This is a genomic window from Curtobacterium sp. AC273 (assembly GCF_979253735.1).
Genome location: NZ_CEEDDU010000001.1, coordinates 32200 through 48305 on the forward strand (window position 1 = coordinate 32200; position 16106 = coordinate 48305).

At 73.0% G+C, this 16106-nt stretch carries 18 protein-coding genes and 1 pseudogene; 14 read left to right on the forward strand and 5 right to left on the reverse strand.

From position 1 onward, the window contains the following. Positions 1 to 119 precede the first annotated feature (119 nt). The 4 genes and pseudogenes from ACZ8AI_RS00180 to ACZ8AI_RS00195 all read left to right on the forward strand — a co-directional run bounded on the left by ACZ8AI_RS00180 (position 120) and on the right by ACZ8AI_RS00195 (position 4427). Positions 120 to 1835 (forward strand): annotated as a pseudogene (locus tag ACZ8AI_RS00180) (glycoside hydrolase family 13 protein). Between the two features lie 207 nt (positions 1836 to 2042). Then, positions 2043 to 2249, forward strand: a complete 207-nt coding sequence (locus tag ACZ8AI_RS00185) for a hypothetical protein (protein ID WP_464855602.1) — start codon at positions 2043 to 2045, stop codon at positions 2247 to 2249. Positions 2250 to 2370: 121 nt separating this feature from the next. Beyond that, a complete protein-coding gene (locus tag ACZ8AI_RS00190) occupies positions 2371 to 2898 on the forward strand; it encodes a hypothetical protein (protein WP_464855604.1) in 528 nt (175 codons plus the stop codon). A 371-nt stretch (positions 2899 to 3269) separates the two neighbouring features. Further along, complete coding sequence (locus tag ACZ8AI_RS00195) at positions 3270 to 4427, forward strand: hypothetical protein (RefSeq protein ID WP_464856324.1); 1158 nt, start codon at positions 3270 to 3272, stop codon at positions 4425 to 4427. 654 nt (positions 4428 to 5081) lie between these two features. On the opposite strand, the gene ACZ8AI_RS00200 is transcribed toward ACZ8AI_RS00195, so the two are convergent. Continuing rightward, positions 5082 to 5309: a hypothetical protein gene (locus ACZ8AI_RS00200; protein ID WP_464855606.1), complete on the reverse strand. Its 228-nt coding sequence runs from the start codon at positions 5307 to 5309 to the stop codon at positions 5082 to 5084. An 11-nt stretch (positions 5310 to 5320) separates the two neighbouring features. On the opposite strand from ACZ8AI_RS00200, the gene ACZ8AI_RS00205 reads away from it, so the two are divergent. The 3 genes from ACZ8AI_RS00205 to ACZ8AI_RS00215 all read left to right on the forward strand — a co-directional run bounded on the left by ACZ8AI_RS00205 (position 5321) and on the right by ACZ8AI_RS00215 (position 7310). After that, positions 5321 to 6421 (forward strand): DHA2 family efflux MFS transporter permease subunit, encoded by a 1101-nt coding sequence (locus ACZ8AI_RS00205; protein WP_464855608.1) that lies wholly within the window; start codon positions 5321 to 5323, stop codon positions 6419 to 6421. Continuing rightward, entirely contained in the window at positions 6418 to 6591 is a 174-nt protein-coding gene (locus tag ACZ8AI_RS00210; RefSeq protein WP_464855610.1) for a hypothetical protein, read from the forward strand. The genes ACZ8AI_RS00205 and ACZ8AI_RS00210 overlap by 4 nt, the downstream gene beginning before the upstream one ends. 332 nt (positions 6592 to 6923) lie before the next feature. Next, the gene (locus tag ACZ8AI_RS00215) at positions 6924 to 7310 is read left to right on the forward strand and encodes an RNA polymerase sigma factor (protein ID WP_464855612.1); all 387 of its coding nucleotides are present in this window, start codon (positions 6924 to 6926) and stop codon (positions 7308 to 7310) included. Here the strand turns inward: ACZ8AI_RS00215 and ACZ8AI_RS00220 are convergent. Continuing rightward, complete coding sequence (locus tag ACZ8AI_RS00220) at positions 7296 to 7628, reverse strand: hypothetical protein (protein ID WP_464855614.1); 333 nt, start codon at positions 7626 to 7628, stop codon at positions 7296 to 7298. The two genes, ACZ8AI_RS00215 and ACZ8AI_RS00220, sit on opposite strands and share 15 nt — an antisense overlap. Positions 7629 to 7704: 76 nt before the next feature. On the opposite strand from ACZ8AI_RS00220, the gene ACZ8AI_RS00225 reads away from it, so the two are divergent. Beyond that, entirely contained in the window at positions 7705 to 8061 is a 357-nt protein-coding gene (locus ACZ8AI_RS00225) for a hypothetical protein (RefSeq protein ID WP_464855616.1), read from the forward strand. Between the two features lie 70 nt (positions 8062 to 8131). Here ACZ8AI_RS00225 and ACZ8AI_RS00230 read toward each other — a convergent pair whose 3' ends face one another. Further along, a complete protein-coding gene (locus ACZ8AI_RS00230) occupies positions 8132 to 9013 on the reverse strand; it encodes a LysR family transcriptional regulator (protein WP_071293252.1) in 882 nt (293 codons plus the stop codon). 81 nt (positions 9014 to 9094) lie between these two features. Here ACZ8AI_RS00230 and ACZ8AI_RS00235 point away from each other — a divergent pair, with 81 nt between their 5' ends. Both ACZ8AI_RS00235 and ACZ8AI_RS00240 read left to right on the forward strand, forming a co-directional pair. Then, a complete protein-coding gene (locus tag ACZ8AI_RS00235) occupies positions 9095 to 10402 on the forward strand; it encodes an MFS transporter (protein WP_464855619.1) in 1308 nt (435 codons plus the stop codon). Positions 10403 to 10724: 322 nt separating this feature from the next. Beyond that, the gene (locus ACZ8AI_RS00240; protein ID WP_464855621.1) at positions 10725 to 11201 is read left to right on the forward strand and encodes a hypothetical protein; all 477 of its coding nucleotides are present in this window, start codon (positions 10725 to 10727) and stop codon (positions 11199 to 11201) included. Between the two features lie 256 nt (positions 11202 to 11457). Here the strand turns inward: ACZ8AI_RS00240 and ACZ8AI_RS00245 are convergent, their stop codons facing one another. Further along, positions 11458 to 12378 (reverse strand): cation diffusion facilitator family transporter, encoded by a 921-nt coding sequence (locus ACZ8AI_RS00245; protein ID WP_464855623.1) that lies wholly within the window; start codon positions 12376 to 12378, stop codon positions 11458 to 11460. A 47-nt stretch (positions 12379 to 12425) separates the two neighbouring features. On the opposite strand from ACZ8AI_RS00245, the gene ACZ8AI_RS00250 reads away from it, so the two are divergent. Then, positions 12426 to 13091, forward strand: coding sequence for a DUF4166 domain-containing protein (locus ACZ8AI_RS00250; protein ID WP_464855625.1), 666 nt, complete (start codon positions 12426 to 12428; stop codon positions 13089 to 13091). Between the two features lies 1 nt (position 13092). Further along, a complete protein-coding gene (locus ACZ8AI_RS00255) occupies positions 13093 to 14070 on the forward strand; it encodes an epimerase (RefSeq protein ID WP_464855627.1) in 978 nt (325 codons plus the stop codon). On the opposite strand, the gene ACZ8AI_RS00260 is transcribed toward ACZ8AI_RS00255, so the two are convergent. Further along, positions 13995 to 15134: an EamA family transporter gene (locus tag ACZ8AI_RS00260; protein ID WP_464855629.1), complete on the reverse strand. Its 1140-nt coding sequence runs from the start codon at positions 15132 to 15134 to the stop codon at positions 13995 to 13997. The two genes, ACZ8AI_RS00255 and ACZ8AI_RS00260, sit on opposite strands and share 76 nt — an antisense overlap. A gap of 54 nt (positions 15135 to 15188) precedes the next feature. Here ACZ8AI_RS00260 and ACZ8AI_RS00265 point away from each other — a divergent pair, with 54 nt between their 5' ends. After that, complete coding sequence (locus ACZ8AI_RS00265; RefSeq protein WP_464855631.1) at positions 15189 to 15542, forward strand: LysR family transcriptional regulator; 354 nt, start codon at positions 15189 to 15191, stop codon at positions 15540 to 15542. Further along, positions 15535 to 16104, forward strand: coding sequence for a LysR family transcriptional regulator substrate-binding protein (locus ACZ8AI_RS00270; RefSeq protein ID WP_464855633.1), 570 nt, complete (start codon positions 15535 to 15537; stop codon positions 16102 to 16104). The genes ACZ8AI_RS00265 and ACZ8AI_RS00270 overlap by 8 nt, the downstream gene beginning before the upstream one ends. The last annotated feature ends 2 nt before the right edge of the window (positions 16105 to 16106 follow it).

The following is a 16106-nucleotide window of genomic DNA, read 5'->3' on the forward strand; positions in this document are numbered from 1 at the left end:
CTTCTGTTCTGCGACGGAAAGGTGTCAGCAACAACCAATGCGATGGGCCCAGCCGCTATTCCCGACGGCTGTTGCCGACAGCTGTTCCCGACTCAGCGGGCCGTCGGTAGGTTGACGAGGTGAGCCCGCTCCGCACGCCAGCCAGCACGCCCCGCACCACCGACCCGGACTGGTGGCGCGACGCCGTCGTCTACCAGGTCTACCCACGCAGCTTCGCCGACACGAACGGCGACGGGCTCGGCGACGTCGCCGGGATCACGACGCGGGTGCCGTACCTGGCCGAACTCGGTGTCGACGCGATCTGGTTGTCGCCGTTCTTCCCTCGCCGCTGGCCGACGGGGGCTACGACGTCGCCGACTACCGCGACGTCGACCCCAAGCTCGGGACGCTCGAGGAGCTCGACGTCCTGGTCCGGACGGCGCACCAGCACGACATCCGGGTCATCGTCGACATCGTGCCGAACCACACCCTCGGACCAGCACGAGTGGTTCCGGGCCGCCCTGGCCTCGCCGCCCGGATCGCCGGAACGGGCACGGTACGTCTTCCGCGACGGCGCCGGCCCCGACGGTGCCCTGCCACCGAGCGACTGGGTCTCCGAACTTCGGCGGCAGCGCGTGGACCCGCGTGCCCGACGGGGTGGGCGGCGCGGGCGGCGCCGGTGGCGGCGCGGTCGGCGGCGCGGGCGGCGCTGGGGGTCAGTGGTACCTGCACCTCTTCGCGCCCGAGCAGCCCGACCTCGACTGGGAGAACCCGGAGGTCCGCGAGGACTTCGAACGCACCCTCCGCTTCTGGTCCGACCGCGGGGTCGACGGGTTCCGCGTGGACGTCGCGCACGGGCTCGCGAAGGACCTGTCGACGCCGTACCGCCCCTCGGACGAGAAGGCGCTGCCGCTCGACGGCTCCGACCCGCTGTACGACCGCGACGAGGTGCACGAGATCTTCGCCACGTGGCGCACGGTGCTCGACGAGTACGACCCGCCACGAGCCGCCGTGGCCGAGGCCTGGGCGCCCGCACCGCGGCGCGTCCTCTACGCCCGGCCCACCGAACTCGGCCAGGCGTTCAACTTCGACCTGCTCGAAGCGCCGTTCGACGCCGCGGCCTTCCGCGGCATCATCCAGCGGAACCTGGCGATGTCGGAGCAGTCCGGGGCGTCGAGCACGTGGGTGCTGTCCAACCACGACGTCGTGCGGCACGCCACCCGCTACGGCCTGCCGACCGGCGCGGACACCGACGCGTGGCTGATGAGCGACGGCACCGTGCCCGCGCTCGACGCGGAGCGGGGGCTCCGGCGGGCGCGGGCAGCGACCCTGCTCGTGCTCGCACTGCCCGGTTCGTCGTACGTCTACCAGGGCGAGGAGCTCGGGCTGCAGGAGGCGGCGGCCATCCCGCACGACCAGCTGCAGGACCCGAAGTGGCTCCGGACGGGACACACGGTGAAGGGTCGGGACGGCTGCCGGGTGCCGATCCCGTGGACCACCTCGGGGCCGTCCTTCGGGTTCGGCTCGGTGGCCCCGCACCTGCCGCAGCCCGCGGACTTCGGGGCGTCGTCGGTCGAGGCGGAGGACGGCGACCCCGCGTCGACGTTGACCTTCTACCGGACCGCGATCGCCGCCCGGCGGCGGTTGCAGCAGGGCGAGGCGCTCAGCTGGATCGACGCGGACGGCGGTTCGGGTGCGCGTTCCCGCGTGGTCGCGTTCGCCCGGCACGACGGCTGGCGGTCGGTCACGAACTTCGGCGTCGACCCGGTCCCGATGCCGTCCGGCACGGTCCTCGTCGCATCCGGTCCGCTCGCTGACGGCGTCCTGCCGGGGAGACCACGGTCTGGCTCGCCTGAGCGCCGGCGCGTGACCGCGCGGTCGGCGGTCGGTGCGCGTGCGCGCTCGGCTGGCGGTGCGTGCGCGCGGTCGGCTGCCGGTGCGTGCGCGCGGTCGGCTGGACGGTCCGGGAGCCGGTTCCTCCACAGCCGGGAGGCACGGGGCACCGTTCCACAGATCGGCCCGCGTCCGCCTGCGGGGCACCCCTCGATCGCGACGATCGGGGCATGAGAGAACCCAACACCCCAGCGACGGGCCGTCCGCCCGCCCCGGTCACGCACGGTTCGGCGCACGGCCGCGGTCGCCACCGTCCTCACCGCGCTCGGCGTCCTCGCCGCCCCCGCGCTCACCCCCGCCACGTCCAGCGCCGCCGAGCTCGGCTTCCCCTACGTCGACCAGTTCGACTCGGCCGACGGCGGCTCCCTGAGCGGTGACGCCGAGCTGGTCGGCGGACGTCTGCGCCTGACCGACGCCGTCGGGAAGCAGGCCGGATCGTGGTCGACCGACGACACGTTCCCCTCCGACCGCGGGCTCGAGATCGAGTTCCAGTACGCGATGCACAACGACGTCGGCGACCCGGGGGCCGACGGGTTGCTGCTGTCCCTCGCGGACGGTGCGGCACCCCAGGGCGTCGGTGCGTACGGCGCGGCGCTCGGCTACGCCTGCCGGTCCAGCGCCAACCAGGGTGGTGGTGTGCCGTGCGACCTCCCCGGCATGCCTGGCGGGTTCGCCGGCATCGCCCTCGACCACTACGGCAACTTCTCCCTGCCGCTGAACCAGTCCGGCCCCGGCCCCCAGGAGCAGTTCGTCGTGGTGCGCGGATCGGGCGACGGGGTCACCGGGTACCGGTACGTCGAGGGTGCACGGGCTCCCGGCGGCACCGCCACCGACGGCCCCCGGACCCGGACGGTCCGCGTGACCCGCAGCCGGGCGACGCCGGCGAGCTCTTCGTCACCGTGCGGATGGACGCCGGCGGCGGGCTCCGGCCGGTCCTCGAGCGCGTGCCGCTCCACGGCGCCGGGCAGGCTCCGCTGCCGGACACGCTCCGGCTCGGGTTCGCCGGGGCCACCGGTTCGCACGTGAACGTCCACGAGGTCGACGCCCTGCGGGTCTGGCAGCCGGCCGACCTCGCAGTGACGCACGACATGCCGCCGACGGTCACCGCCGGGGGACCGGTCGAGTACGCGGCCACCGCCCGGAACGTCGGGGTGAACCCGTCGGCACCGAGTGCGCTCGAGGTCGACGTGCCCGATGCCCTGCGGGACGTCCGCTGGACCTGCGCGCCGACCGACGGCGATCGCACGGCGTGCGGATCCGCGTCGGGCACGGGCGACGTGCAGACGCCGGTCGACCTGCCACGCGGTGGTGCCGCGACCGTGACGATCACGGGCACGCTCCCCGACGACGCGTCCGGCACGCTCGACAGCGTCGCCCAGATCGCCCCGGCGCCGTCGATGGCCGACGTGAACGAGGTCGACAACGTCTCGACCGCCAGCGCCGTGGTCGAGATCGGCCCTGCGCCCGAGGCGCACGTCGAGACCGACAAGTCCGTCGCACCGTCGACGGACGTCGCACCGGGTGACGAGGTGGAGTACCTCGTCACCGCGCGGAACCGCGGTCCGGCCGTTGCACAGGACGTCGGCGCGGTCGACGAACTCCCCGCGGCGATGCGGTTCGCGGGCTCGGAGGACGGGTGCACGGCGGCCGGACAGGTCGTGACGTGCGCGTCCGGCCTGACGCTCGCCGCCGGGGAGTCGACGGCCTTCCGGATCCGGGCGGTGCTCGACCCGGAGTACCAGGGCGACGGCTCGGACGTGGTGAACGTCGCGACCGCGACCTCGCCGACCGACCCCGACGGCGGTGATCCCTCGCCGGCCGTGGTGATCGAGGTCCTCGTGCCGGACGAGGGTGGGCCCGACGACGGCGGGCCCGACGACGGCGGGCCCGACGACGGCGGCCCCGACGACGGTGGACCGGACGACGGCGGCCCGGGTGACGGTGGACCGGACGACGGCGGTGACGGCGGTTCGGGCGACGGCGCACCCGCAGACCGCGGCGACGGAGAGGCGGGCGGCGGGCCGGGTCGGACGGGCGCACTGGCCTACACCGGCGCCGAGGACCTCGGTCTGCTCGCAGCCGTCGGCGGGGTCGCGGTCGCGGCTGGCGGTGCCTGCTGGTGGCCTGGCGCGGCGGCGTGTTCGGTCACGCAGCGGGCCGGACGGCGCACACGGGGCACCGACCGACGCACACTGATCGGGGTTGCCGACCCGCCGAGGGTGCTCGGACCGCGGTGCACCGTGCACCGCTGGTTCGAGCATCCTCAGCGGCCGGACTGCGCGAGCGGTCGGCTGCCCGATGCTCCGGCGGTAGGATCGAACCACGATCCGCATGCCCGAAAGAGGTCTCGTGTCCGACTCCGTGGACGACTCCGGCCAGCGCGCGCGGTACTGGCCGATCCCCGTCCTCCGGGCCGTCCCAGCCGCGATCGTGGCCCTCGTCATCACCTTCTCGTCCAACCACGCCGCCGGCTACGGCCTGCTGCTGTTCGGCGGGTTCGCGGTCGTCGACGGGCTCGTGCTGCTCCTCGCGGGCGCCACACGGCTGCCGGCTGACGACCGATCGCGTCGGACCACCCTCGTGCAGGCCGTGATCACGCTGCTCGCCGCGGTCGCCGGCTTCGCACTGAACGGCCTCGGGCTGCCGGCGTTCATCAGCGTCATCGTCGCCTGGGCCGTCCTCACCGGGGCGCTCGAACTCTCCCAGGGCCTGCGCGCCCGCCGCCGGTCGCCCTTCGCCCGCGACTGGACGACGATCGGCGGTCTCACGCTGCTGCTCGCCGTCGCCTTCCTCGTGACGCCCCCCGACTACTCGCAGCAGCTCGGCGGTGTCGAGCGGGTCTCCGGTGTACTGGACGCCTCGATCGTCCTCGTCGGTCTGCTCGGCGCGTACCTCGCCATCACGGCGGTCTTCCACGTGATCGCCGGCCTCTCGCACAAGTGGGAGAACGGCCGTACCGGCCGCCGCCCCGGACGGAGCACCACACGCATGACCACCCCCAGCCGCCGCGACCGCCTGCGCCCGGTCGAGCTCCTCGGGATCTCCGCGATCGTCGCGGTCTTCACCGGGCTCGTCGTGCTGTTCTCGACCCGCGAGCTCCAGCTCGCCGTGATCTTCCTCGGTATCGCGTTCATCGTCGTCGTGGTGGTCCTCGCGATGCTGCAGCTGGCCTCGACCAGCGACCAGGACGACAACGACATGCTCGGCGGTCACAAGACCCCGGTGAAGGAGACGGCGACGACTTCCACCGAGTCGGGCAGCGCCCTGCACGCTGCCGTCGCGCCGTCCGGAGCAGGGCGACCCGGACCGCCGGGGCGGTACCGGCACCGGTACCTGATCCTCGCGGTCTGCTGCATGAGCCTGTTCATCGTGTCGATGGACGCCACCGTGGTGAACGTCGCGCTGCCGTCGATCGGCCGTGAACTCGGCAGCACCATCTCCGGCCTGCGTGGACGATCGACGCGTACACGCTCGTGCTCGCCAGCCTGCTCTGCTCTCCGGCTCCACCGCGGACCGCATCGGGCGTCGCAGGACGTTCCAGATCGGCCTCGCGCTCTTCACGGTCGGGTCGCTGCTCTGCTCCCTGGCCCCGAGCGTCGGCTGGCTCGTCGTCTTCCGGATGCTCCAGGCGGTCGGCGGCTCGATGATGAACCCGGTCGCGATGTCGATCATCACCGCCACGTTCGACGACGCGAAGGAACGGGCCCGAGCGGTCGGCGTCTGGGGCGCCGTCGTCGGGGTGTCGATGGGCCTCGGCCCGCTCGTCGGCGGCGCGCTGACGGATTCCGTCGGCTGGCGCGCGATCTTCTGGATCAACGTGCCGATCGGCATCGCGGCGATCGTCCTGACCTTCCTGTTCGTCCCCGAGTCGAAGTCCCCGACGCCGCGGCGGCTCGACCCGCTCGGGCAGGTGCTCGTCATCGTGCTCCTCGCGACCCTCGTCGGCGGCCTCATCGAGGGGCCGCGCCTCGGCTGGACCTCGCCGGCGGCGCTCGGCCTCTTCGTCGTGGCGGCCGCGTCCCTCGTCGTCTTCGTCGCCGTCGAACGCCGTCGCGCACAGCCGCTCGTCGACGTCCGGTTCTTCCGGAGTATCCCGTTCTCGTCCGCCGTCGTCACCGCGATCGTGGCGTTCGGGGCGAACGGTGCCTTCCTGTTCCTCAACGCCCTGTACCTGCAGGAGGTCCGGGGCATGTCGCCGTTCGAGGCGGGCCTCTGGACCCTGCCCGCCGCCGTCGCGACGATGGTCGTGTCGCCGGTGTCCGGACGGCTCGTCGGGTCGGTCGGCACCCGGGTCCCGCTGGTGCTCGCGGGGATCGGTGTCGGCGGGGCCGGGGCGATCCTCACCACGATCGACGCGCACACCCCGATGTGGGTGCTCGTCGTCGCCTTCGTGCTGTTCGGCTTCGGCTTCGGCATGGTGAACGCCCCGATCACGAACACCGCCGTCTCCGGGGATGCCCCGCGCGCAGTCCGGGTCGGCTGCGGCCGTGGCCTCGACGAGCCGGCAGACCGAGGGTGTCGCTCGGCGTCGCGCTCGCGGGGACGGTGACGGGTGCGAGTGCCGTCGCGACCGTGGGTGCCGGGTTCGCCGTGGCGACGCACCCGATGTGGTGGATCGTGCTCGGCATCGGTGCGGGCATCGTCGTCGTCGGCTTCGTGTCGACGTCGGCGGCGGCGAAGCGCTCGGTCGCCGGCATCGCACACCTGCTCGACGCCTAGCCGGAGTACCTGGTCGAAACGGGCGTACTGACCCGGAACTTCCGACCAGGTACGCCCGGAACGACCAGGTACGCCCGAAACGACCAAGCCCCCCCGCGACCCGCCGCCCGCCCGACACGCCCGGCGGTCACGATTCCGACACGGTCCTGTCAGGATCGCGCGTCCTGCCGACACCTCTGGGTGAAGGAGGTGGGATGTGGACGTGACGACGGAGACGGACGAGGCCATCGTCCGTGCGATGGCACAGGGCGACAAGGGCGCGCTCGCCCGCGCGTTCGACCGCTACGCCGCCACCCTCACCCGCTACGCCTGGGCGATCGCCGACCGACCGCATGGAGGTCGAGGAGATCGTGCAGGACTCGTTCCTGACCCTCTGGCAGCGTGCGGCGACGCTCGAACTGCCGGCGGACACGATGCTGCCGTGGCTGCTGGTCGTCTGCCGCAACCACGCCCTGAACGCCGGGCGGAAGCGCGCCAAGCACCGGAGCGACGAGCTGCCGGAACACCTCGCGGCCCCGGAGGACCACGACGAAGCCCGTGAACGGCTCCGCTGGGTCCGCGCCGAGATCGCCGCGCTCCCCGAGACCGACCGCCGTATCTGTGAACTGTGCCTCCTCGAGGGGCACTCCTACGCCGAGGCAGCCGAGATCCTCGGGCTGAGCGTGGGCGCGGTCACCCAGCGGGTCTCCGCAACCGACGTCGACTCAAGAAGGCGGTGATGCACGATGAACACTGAACCTCCCGAGGGAGACGAGCTGCGGCGCATGCTCGTCTCGATGAAGCGGAACGTCCTCGACCGTGCCGCACCGCGTCCGAAGCGACGTCGTGGTCGCTCCGGCCTGGTGATCGGCGTCGTCGCGCTCCTCGCCGTGGGCACCGCGACGGGGGCCGTCGCGCTGACGCTCTCGCAGCAGGACGAGCCGGTCGCCTCGCCGGTGCAGACGCAGGAGCCCGAGCCGGCTCCGTCCGGCGACCGCGCCGACGTCCGCCCCGATCACGGCGAGCCCGACGCCGCGGCCCACGCCGCCGCGGAACACGGTCGCGACCATCCCCACCGACTGCCGCTCCGTCGTTCCCGCCCCGGACTACGACCGGCTGTTCGGCGAGACACCCGTGACCGAGACGACCCCGGGTGTCGACGCGCCCGACTCCGACCTCGGTCCGACGTCGATCTCGTGCCTCTGGCGGGACCCGCGCGCGGACATCTCCGGCATCTCGATCCAGATCGGAACTGGATCGGACGCGCAGCTGGCAGGCCGTGCGGCGCTTCCCGGACTTCGACGGCGGGGGCACCTGCGAGACACGCGGCCCCGGCACCTTCTGCCAGTCGCGCGCGACGGTGGAGGGGTACGGCGTCGAGAAGCGTACACCTTCTACTTCCGCGGCTCCACGTGGATCGTCATCGACCAGACCAACGTCCCGACCGACAACCTGCTGGGTTCGTTGAGCGAGACGATCTGGGGGGACTGACGGCCTGGAGGCGCGTGGCGGGGACGACCCGCGCCTCCAGTCCGTCGGTGGGTCGCGCCCAGGGCGACCGTCAGTCGACGACGCGTGCCGCGACGATGTCGCGTGCCAGCGCGCGCACCGCGCGGGTCGGCTCCGGACTCGTGCGCATCGCGAGGCCGATGCGGAGGGGCTCCACCTCGTCCTCGAGTTCGAGCACCGCACCGTCGTGCCGCACCCCGGAGTCCGGCACGACCCCGACCCCGAGGCCGGCCGACGCGAACCGGATGACCGCGGGCATGTCGTTCATCTCCGCGACGATGCGGCGCCGGATCCCGAGCCGTTCGAGTGCGGTGTCGAGGATGATCCGGTTGCCGAAGCCGTGCGCCGTGTCGATGAAGGGCTCGTCGGCGAGTTCGGCGAGCGAGACCGCAGTCCGGTCCGCGAGCCGGTGGTCGGACGCCAGGAAGACCCGGAACGGCATCTCCCGCAGCGGCTGCACGTCAACGCCGCTCGGGACCCCGGGCAGCCCGGTGTAGGCGATGTCGAGCCGGCCGGCCACCAGGTCCTGCACCAAGCCGGTGGTGCCCGACGGCGAGGTCATCAGCTCGACGGTCACGAGCGGGTGGCTCTGGCGGAACCGGCGGAGCACCCCCGTGAGGTCCACGATGTCCATGCTCGTGAAGATGCCGAGCCGGACCCGGCCGCGGAGGTCGGCGTCCTCCGCGGTCGCGAGGTCGCGCATCCGGTCGAGGGACTCGAGCACGGCGCGGGCGTGGGGGAGGAGGTCCTCGCCGGCCGCGGTGAGCACGAGATGGCGGCCCGTCCGGTCGAAGAGCCGGACCCCGAAGCTCCGTTCGAGCGAGGCGATGCCCGCCGACACGGTGGACTGCGCAGCCCAGAGCCGCTCGGCGGCACGGGTGACGCTGCCCTCGGTCGCAACGGTGACGAACTGTTCGAGCAGCCGGGTCTCCATCGTCTGAGTATCGACCGCATCGATGGTCGACATCAAGAGCATCCGTTGGAATCGATGCCCCTCCAGCAGGATCATCGGAGCATGTCAACCGTCACCGAGAACCCGACGGGCACCGTCCCCGCCACCACCGCCGCGCCGGCCGTCGCCGCTCCGGCATCCGCGAGCGACCGTGTCGTCGCTCCCCGCGGACGCCGTGCCCACACACGGCGTCGCCACGGCTTCGGCTTCTGGGCCGTCGCCTTCGCGTTCCTCTCGGTGATGGCCTTCGCGACCGTGCCGGCCCCCCTCTACGTGATCTACCAGGCACGTGACGGTTTCCCGACCTTCACGACCACCGTGGTGTTCGCGGCCTACGGCGTCGGAGTCGTCGGTGCGCTGTTCCTCGCCGGACACCTCAGCGACGTGCACGGACGCCGGCCGCTCATCCTCGTGTCGATCGCGCTCGAGCTGGTCGCCGCGGTCCTGTTCCTGGTCTGGAACGACGTCAGCGGCCTCATCGTCGCGCGGCTCGTGACCGGCCTGGGCGTCGGACTCCTGACGGCGACCGCGACCGCGCACCTCGGGGAACTGCGGGTGCGTGCGACCGGAGTCGTCGTCCTCGGCCGCCGGCGCGAGCAAGTCGCAGCAGGTGCCGTCAACCTCGGCGGGCTGTCCCTCGGGGCGCTCGTCGGTGGAGCCCTCGCCGAGTTCGTCGGGCAGCCCCTGATGGTCCCCTACGTCGTGTTCGTCGTCGCGCTGACCCTCGCGTTCGTCCTCGTCCTGGCCGTCCCCGAGACGGTCGACCGTCCGTCCTCGCGGGTCGCCTACCGGCCGCAGCGGCTGCAGGCACCGGAGGGTCAGTCGGGTGCGTTCTGGGCCGCCGGCATCGCCGCGTTCGCCGCGCTCGCCGTGCAGGGCCTGTTCACCTCGGTCGCGCCGAGCTTCCTCGGGACGACGTTCCACGTGACCGACCGCCTGGCAGCGGGAGCGACGACCTTCGGCGTCTTCGCAGCCAGCGCCGTGTCGCAGATCGTGTTCGCCCGGATGTCGCAGCGGGCGCAGATCCGCCTGGGTCTGGTGCTGCTCGTCGGTGGGCTCGGGGTCCTGGCGGTCGCGGCCGTGCTGCTGCAGGTCGCCGGCTTCATCGGTGGCGGGGTCGTCGCCGGCGCCGGCGTCGGGCTGCTCTTCAAGGCGTCGATCTCGCGCGCTGCGTCCCTGGTCGGACCGGAACACCGTGGTGGCGTCCTCGCAGCGACGTTCCTCATCGCCTACGCCGGCCTGACCGTGCCGGTCGTGGCCGTCGGTGCCGCGCTGCTCGTGCTCCCCACGCTGCCGGTGCTGCTGGCCTACGTGGTGTTCGTGGTGGTGCTCGCCCTCGTCGCGGGGACGCGCCTGGCCGCCCGGGCGTAGCGGCAGCCCCGTCGCGCCAGTCCCGTCGCGTCGTCGCCCCGTCGTCGCCCCGTCGCGTCGTCGCGTCGTCGCCCCGTCGAGGGAGCAGAAATCGTCGGGTCCGCACTCCGGACCCGACGATTTCTGTTCCCTCACGAGTGCGCCCGCGGGCCTGGAGGCACGGTGCCCGTCCGGCATACTGGGCGCGTGTCCCAGAAGCGCAGCCGTTCCGTCGTCGCGGGGGTCGCCGCCGTCCTGGCGGCCGGCCTCGTCGCCGGAGGCCTCGCGCTCACCGCGCAGCGCAGCGCCGACGACCCGGTGATCGGCGGCGGCGGCAGCGACCGTGACGCCGAGCGCCACCGCGGGGAACGGCACCAGTGCCGACGGCACGGTGACGATCACGGTCGCCGGGCCGGACCTGCCCGGCGGGGACGTCCTCGACCGCTGTGGCGCCGACAGTCGGACGGCGGTCGCCCGCTACGACACCGCCGCGCTCGGAGCAGTCGTGCTGCAGTGCGGCAACTCGGGGCAGGGCTACGAGCACATCCGCGTCCGCCACACCCAGGACTGGGACGACGTCGTAACGGGCCACGGCTCGCGGGACTGGGACGACGCCATGCTCACCGCCGTGCGCACCGTGCTCGAGACACCGCGTACGGGGTACCCGCAGGACGCCGGCGACGGCAAGGTCTGCTACGCCGCGCCAGTGCGGTTCGACGACGGATCGCGCCCGGACGCGGAGCCCTTCGTGAAGGTCATCGTGTCGGCCACCACCGAGCGCGTCATCACGGCCTACCCCACGCGCGACGACGGCTGCTGAGGAGCCCGCGCGCCCAACCCGGTCTCGGGTGACGCATGCGTGTGCACGTTCCGACGTTCCACCTGTCGATCGACTGGTGCCGTGTCGAATCCTGCACGCGCATCTGATGCGTGTACATGTTCCGACGTTCCACGCGTCGATCGTCTGGCGCAATGTCGGAAGATGCGCGCACACCGAACCGCACCCGCGGCCCGCGCCACGCACAACCCGCACCCGGCACCCGCACCCCGCGCCGCCGCACCCCCGCGGCAACCGCCTACGCGTGCACCTCGTGCTCGTGCCGCCGGTGCGACACCGGCTCGAGCTGGAACGTCGAGTGCTCCACGGGAACGTCGAAGTGCTCCGCCACGCACTGCTGCAGCGCGTCGAGGATCCGGGGAGCGTGCGCGGTCGAGAAGCAGTGGTCGTCCACCACGACGTGCGCCGTCAGGTTCGGCACGCCGGTGGCCACCAGGGTCGCGTGCAGGTCGTGCACGGCGATGACGTGGTCGAGCTCGAGGATGTGCCCACGCACGGCGTCGAGGTCGAGCCCGGGCGGCGTCGACTCGAGCAGCACGTTCGCGGTCTCGCGCAGCAGCCGGATCGCCCGCGGCAGGATGAGCAGCCCGATCAGGATCGCGGCGATCGAGTCGGCCCGCTCCCACCCGGTCGTCATCAGGACGATCGCAGCGCCGATCACCGCGACGGAGCCGAGCGTGTCGTTGAGGACCTCGAGCCGCGCGGCCCGCGACGTGAAGGTCTCGCCGGAGGCCCGCAGCAGCACCCCGTACGCCACCAGGTTGCCGACGAGCCCGATGATCCCGAACACCAGCAGTGGCCCGGAGTGGATCTCCTCCGGCACGACCAGCCGCTGCACCGCGGAGATGATGACGTAGACCCCGACGGCGAGCAGGATCGCGGCCTGCGCGGTGGCACCGAGCACCTCGGCCCGCTGGAACCCCCACGTGCGCTGCGCGGTCGGGCTGCGCCGTGCGAGCCGCGTGGCGACGAGACCGATCCCGAGCCCACCGGTGTCGACGACCATGTGCCCCGCGTCGACCAGCAGGGCGAGCGACCCGGTGACGACGGCACCGACGACCTCGGCGAGCAGGATGCCCGCGGAGATGCAGAACGCGATGAGCAGCGCGCGCTCCGACGCGTGCCCGTGCGCGTGCACCGCTCCGTGGTCGTGTCCCATGCCACCATCGTAGGTTTCCGGCCCGTCGACATGCCAGGATCGGGACCGTGAGCCGGTCGCCCTACGAGCTGAGCACCCCGCCCGACGTGCTGGCCCGCCTGCACCCGCGGCTCCGGATGTACTTCGCTGCCGTCCCGCCCGGCCACGTCGGCCGCGGCGAGGGCGTCTTCACCGTGGTCGGCACGCCCCGCCGGTGGCTCTGGCCGGTCCTCGCCTGGTTCGCGCGCGACGCCGTCATGTTCCCGGTGTGGGAACAGGACGTGCCCTTCACCGTCGAGAACCGCCCGGCTCACGTCCGCCGGGGATCCACCGGCCTGGAGGCGCAGGTCGCCGTCCGCGCGCACCGCACCTTCCGGTTCCGCTCGGGAGCCCGCACGATGGTGGACGCCATCACCGCCGAACCGGACGGGCTGGTCGACCACCTCGGTCGCCGTGGGCGCGTCAGCGCGCTCCTGCGGACGGAGGTCGACGGGACCGGTCCGGACGCGGGCGCCCTGCGCCTGGTCTCCACGCGCGTGACGTTCCGTGCGCTGGGTCGCGAGGTGCGCCTCCCGGCCGTCATCGCACCGCGTGTGACGCTCGTGGAACGATTCGATGACGAAGCGGACCGGCAGCGCGTGTCCCTGGTGCTCTCGGCGCCGGTGGTCGGCACGCTGTACCGGTACGAGGGGGCGTTCCGGTACGAGATCGCGCCGGACACAGAACGGGGATGAGATGAGCGACGAGAAGGGCCGCGTCGTGATCGCGGGAGCGAGCGGCTTCGTGGGGCGGTACCTGCGGGACGCCTTCGCGGCAGAGGGCTACCGGGTCGTCACCATCGGCCGGACCGGCGACGCGGTGTGGGGCAACACCCTGCGCATCCGGGAACTCGTCGACGGTGCCGCCATGGTCGTGAACATGGCGGGCAAGAGCGTCAACTGCCGCTACGGCCGACGCAACCGTGCCGAGATCATGCGCTCACGGGTGGACACCACGCTCGAGCTCGCCGAGGCCATCCGGACGTCGGAGCACCCGACGCCGCTGTGGATGAACGCCTCGACCGCGACGATCTACCGGCACGCCGACGACCGCCCGCAGGACGAGACCACCGGCGAGATCGGCGAGGGGTTCTCGGTCTCCGTGGCCCGAGCGTGGGAGGACGCCTTCTTCGGCGCCGACCTGCCCGGCACCCGTCGTGTGGCGCTCCGGATGGCGATCGTGTTCGGCGACGGCAGCGCCCTGCTGCCGCTCCTCCGGCTCGCGCAGGCCGGCCTCGGCGGGCCGCAGTACGACGGGCCGTGGGTGCCGACGCGCTCCCGGCTCCGCGCCGGCACGTACCACCACCATCGGCCCACGCACGGTCGGCAGCGCTTCAGCTGGGTGCACATCGCCGACGTGCTCGGGGCGATCCGGTTCGTCCGCGACCACGACGACCTCGACGGTGCCGTCAACGTGTCGAGCCCGAACCCCTCGGACAACCGGACCGTGATGGCGACCATCCGCGACGCCGTCGGGCGCCGCTTCGGGATCCCGACGTGGCGGTGGATGCTCGAGATCGGGTCGTTCGCGATCCGCACCGAGACCGAGCTCGTGCTGAAGAGCCGGTGGGTCGTGCCGACGCGGTTGGTCGAGGCGGGCTACGAGTTCCGGTACCCGCACCTGCGCGGGGCGCTCGCCGGGATCATCGCGGAGCGTCGCCAGCACCGGGGCTGAGCGCGGGCGCGGGGGTCGCTGCGGGCGTCGTGGGCGTCACGGGCGTCACGGGCGTCACGGGCGTGGCCGTCGGGTCGTCGGGGAGCAGGAATCGTCGCCCGGCCCGGCGCACCCGACGATTCCTGCTCCCTCGACGGGGCCGGGACCGGCGTCGCGGCGCCGGCGCCTGCGGGACGAGCGGGGCGGGGCGGGCGGGACGACCAGAGCACCGCCGCCACGACGACCACGCCCGCGACGATCTCGACCAGGTCCGGCACCTCGCCGAAGGCCAGCCACGAGGCGAGCACCCCGACGACCGGTACGAGCATCGAGAACGGCGCCACGGTGCTCGACGGGTACGCCGCCATCAGCCGCGACCAGATGCCGTAGCCGACGAGGGTGGCGACCAGCACGATGTAGAGCAGCCCGAGGTCCGAGGGCAGCGCCGCCGCCGTGAACGCCGTTCCGAGCGCCTGCCCGATCCGGTCCGGTCCCTCGACGACGAACGACAGCACGGCCATCGGGACCGGCGGCACGATCGACCACCACAGCGTCAGGTGCAGCGGGTTGGACGCCCCCGCACGCCGGGTCGCGACGTTGCCGATCGCCCAGCCGAGAGCACCGCACAGGGCCAGCACGACCGGCAGGAGCGCCGCCGCCTGCGCCCGGTGCACCGCGATGGCCGCGAGGGCGCACACCGCGATCGTCACGCCGATCACCTGCCGACCGGTGAGGCGTTCGCGCAGGAACACCCCGGCGAGCACGACCGTGAACGGCGCCGAGGCCTGCAGCACGAGCGAGGCGAGCCCGGACGGCAGCCCGGCGGCCATGCCGAGGTACAGGAACGCGAACTGCAGCACCCCGAGTCCGAAGCCGACGAGCAGCAGCCACCCCAGCGGGATCCGCGGCCGTGGTACGAGCAGCACGGTCGGTACCGCCAGCAGCGTGAACCGGATCGCGGCGAGGAGGAACGGCGGGAAGTGCTCGAGCGCGATCGCCGTCGCGGGGAAGTTCAGCCCCCAGACGACGGCGACGACCACGGCGAGGAGACGATCACGGGGGAGCACACGACGAGCGTGCCGCACCAGGACCGTGCAGCACCAGCGCAGAGTGCTCCACCGACGTTGTAGCCTCCCTGCATGGTCGACTTCGACGTCCAGCTGCTCGCCGTCCTCCGCGAACTGGGCGAGCGCGGCAGCGTCACCGCCGTAGCGGCTGCCACGCACCGGACGCCGAGCGCCGTCTCACAACAACTCCAGACCCTGCAGCGCCAGGTCGGTGTGGCCCTGGTCGAGCGCGTCGGCCGCGGGGTCCGGTTGACGGAGGATGGGCGCGTCCTCGCGGGGCTCGCGGGTGGTGTGGCGACGGCGATCGCGCAGGTCGACGCCGCCTGGCGAGAGCACCTCGGAGGTGCCACCGGCTGCGTCGACCTGGCGGTCTTCCCGTCCGCGGCGGAACTCCTGCTGCCCGGGCTCCTGCACCCGGATGCGTGAGCACCCCGGGATCGAGCTCGTGCTCGTCGACGTGGACGTCAGCGAGGACGAGTTCGGACCGCTCGCGGCCGACCACGACGTCGTCATCGGGCACCGGCCGGACGGGGCACCGCCGGCCGGTCGGGCAGCGCTCGAGACCGTGCCGCTCCTGCGCGAACCGCTCGACGTCGCGCTCCCGCTCGGGCACCGGCTGGCGACACGAGCACGGGTGCGCATCGACGACGTCGTCCGCGAGGAGTGGATCGGCGTGCCGGTGGGCTACCCGATCGACCGGGTGCTCACGGCGATGGCCACCGCGACGGACACCCCGCCGAGCGTGGGGTTCCGCACGGTCCACCTGCCCGTGATCGAGAACCTGGTCGCCGCGGGCCACGGTGTCGCGCTCGTGCCGCGGTACACCTCGGGGACCCGCGCGCCGGGACGCTTCCACCTGGCCGAACTCGCGGACGTGCGAGCCGGTCGCCGCATCGAGGCGCTGGTGCGCCTGGACCGTGCGGTCCGTCCCGGTGTCCGCACCGTCCTGGAGGCGCTGGTCGCCGAGGCCCTGGACGTCACCGCCTGAGG

What these genes read in the sequence shown, in the direction of transcription:
- ACZ8AI_RS00195 (WP_464856324.1), top strand. Translation starts at nt 3,270, where the DNA reads ATGGCCGACGTGAACGAGGTCGACAACGTCTCGACCGCCAGCGCCGTG.
- ACZ8AI_RS00190 (WP_464855604.1), top strand. Translation starts at nt 2,371, where the DNA reads ATGCACAACGACGTCGGCGACCCGGGGGCCGACGGGTTGCTGCTGTCC.
- ACZ8AI_RS00215 (WP_464855612.1), top strand. Translation starts at nt 6,924, where the DNA reads ATGGAGGTCGAGGAGATCGTGCAGGACTCGTTCCTGACCCTCTGGCAG.
- ACZ8AI_RS00255 (WP_464855627.1), top strand. Translation starts at nt 13,093, where the DNA reads ATGAGCGACGAGAAGGGCCGCGTCGTGATCGCGGGAGCGAGCGGCTTC.
- ACZ8AI_RS00270 (WP_464855633.1), top strand. Translation starts at nt 15,535, where the DNA reads ATGCGTGAGCACCCCGGGATCGAGCTCGTGCTCGTCGACGTGGACGTC.
- ACZ8AI_RS00245 (WP_464855623.1), bottom strand. Translation starts at nt 12,378, where the DNA reads ATGGGACACGACCACGGAGCGGTGCACGCGCACGGGCACGCGTCGGAG.
- ACZ8AI_RS00265 (WP_464855631.1), top strand. Translation starts at nt 15,189, where the DNA reads ATGGTCGACTTCGACGTCCAGCTGCTCGCCGTCCTCCGCGAACTGGGC.
- ACZ8AI_RS00185 (WP_464855602.1), top strand. Translation starts at nt 2,043, where the DNA reads ATGAGAGAACCCAACACCCCAGCGACGGGCCGTCCGCCCGCCCCGGTC.
- ACZ8AI_RS00235 (WP_464855619.1), top strand. Translation starts at nt 9,095, where the DNA reads ATGTCAACCGTCACCGAGAACCCGACGGGCACCGTCCCCGCCACCACC.
- ACZ8AI_RS00230 (WP_071293252.1), bottom strand. Translation starts at nt 9,013, where the DNA reads ATGGAGACCCGGCTGCTCGAACAGTTCGTCACCGTTGCGACCGAGGGC.
- ACZ8AI_RS00200 (WP_464855606.1), bottom strand. Translation starts at nt 5,309, where the DNA reads ATGGTGCTGCCGAGTTCACGGCCGATCGACGGCAGCGCGACGTTCACC.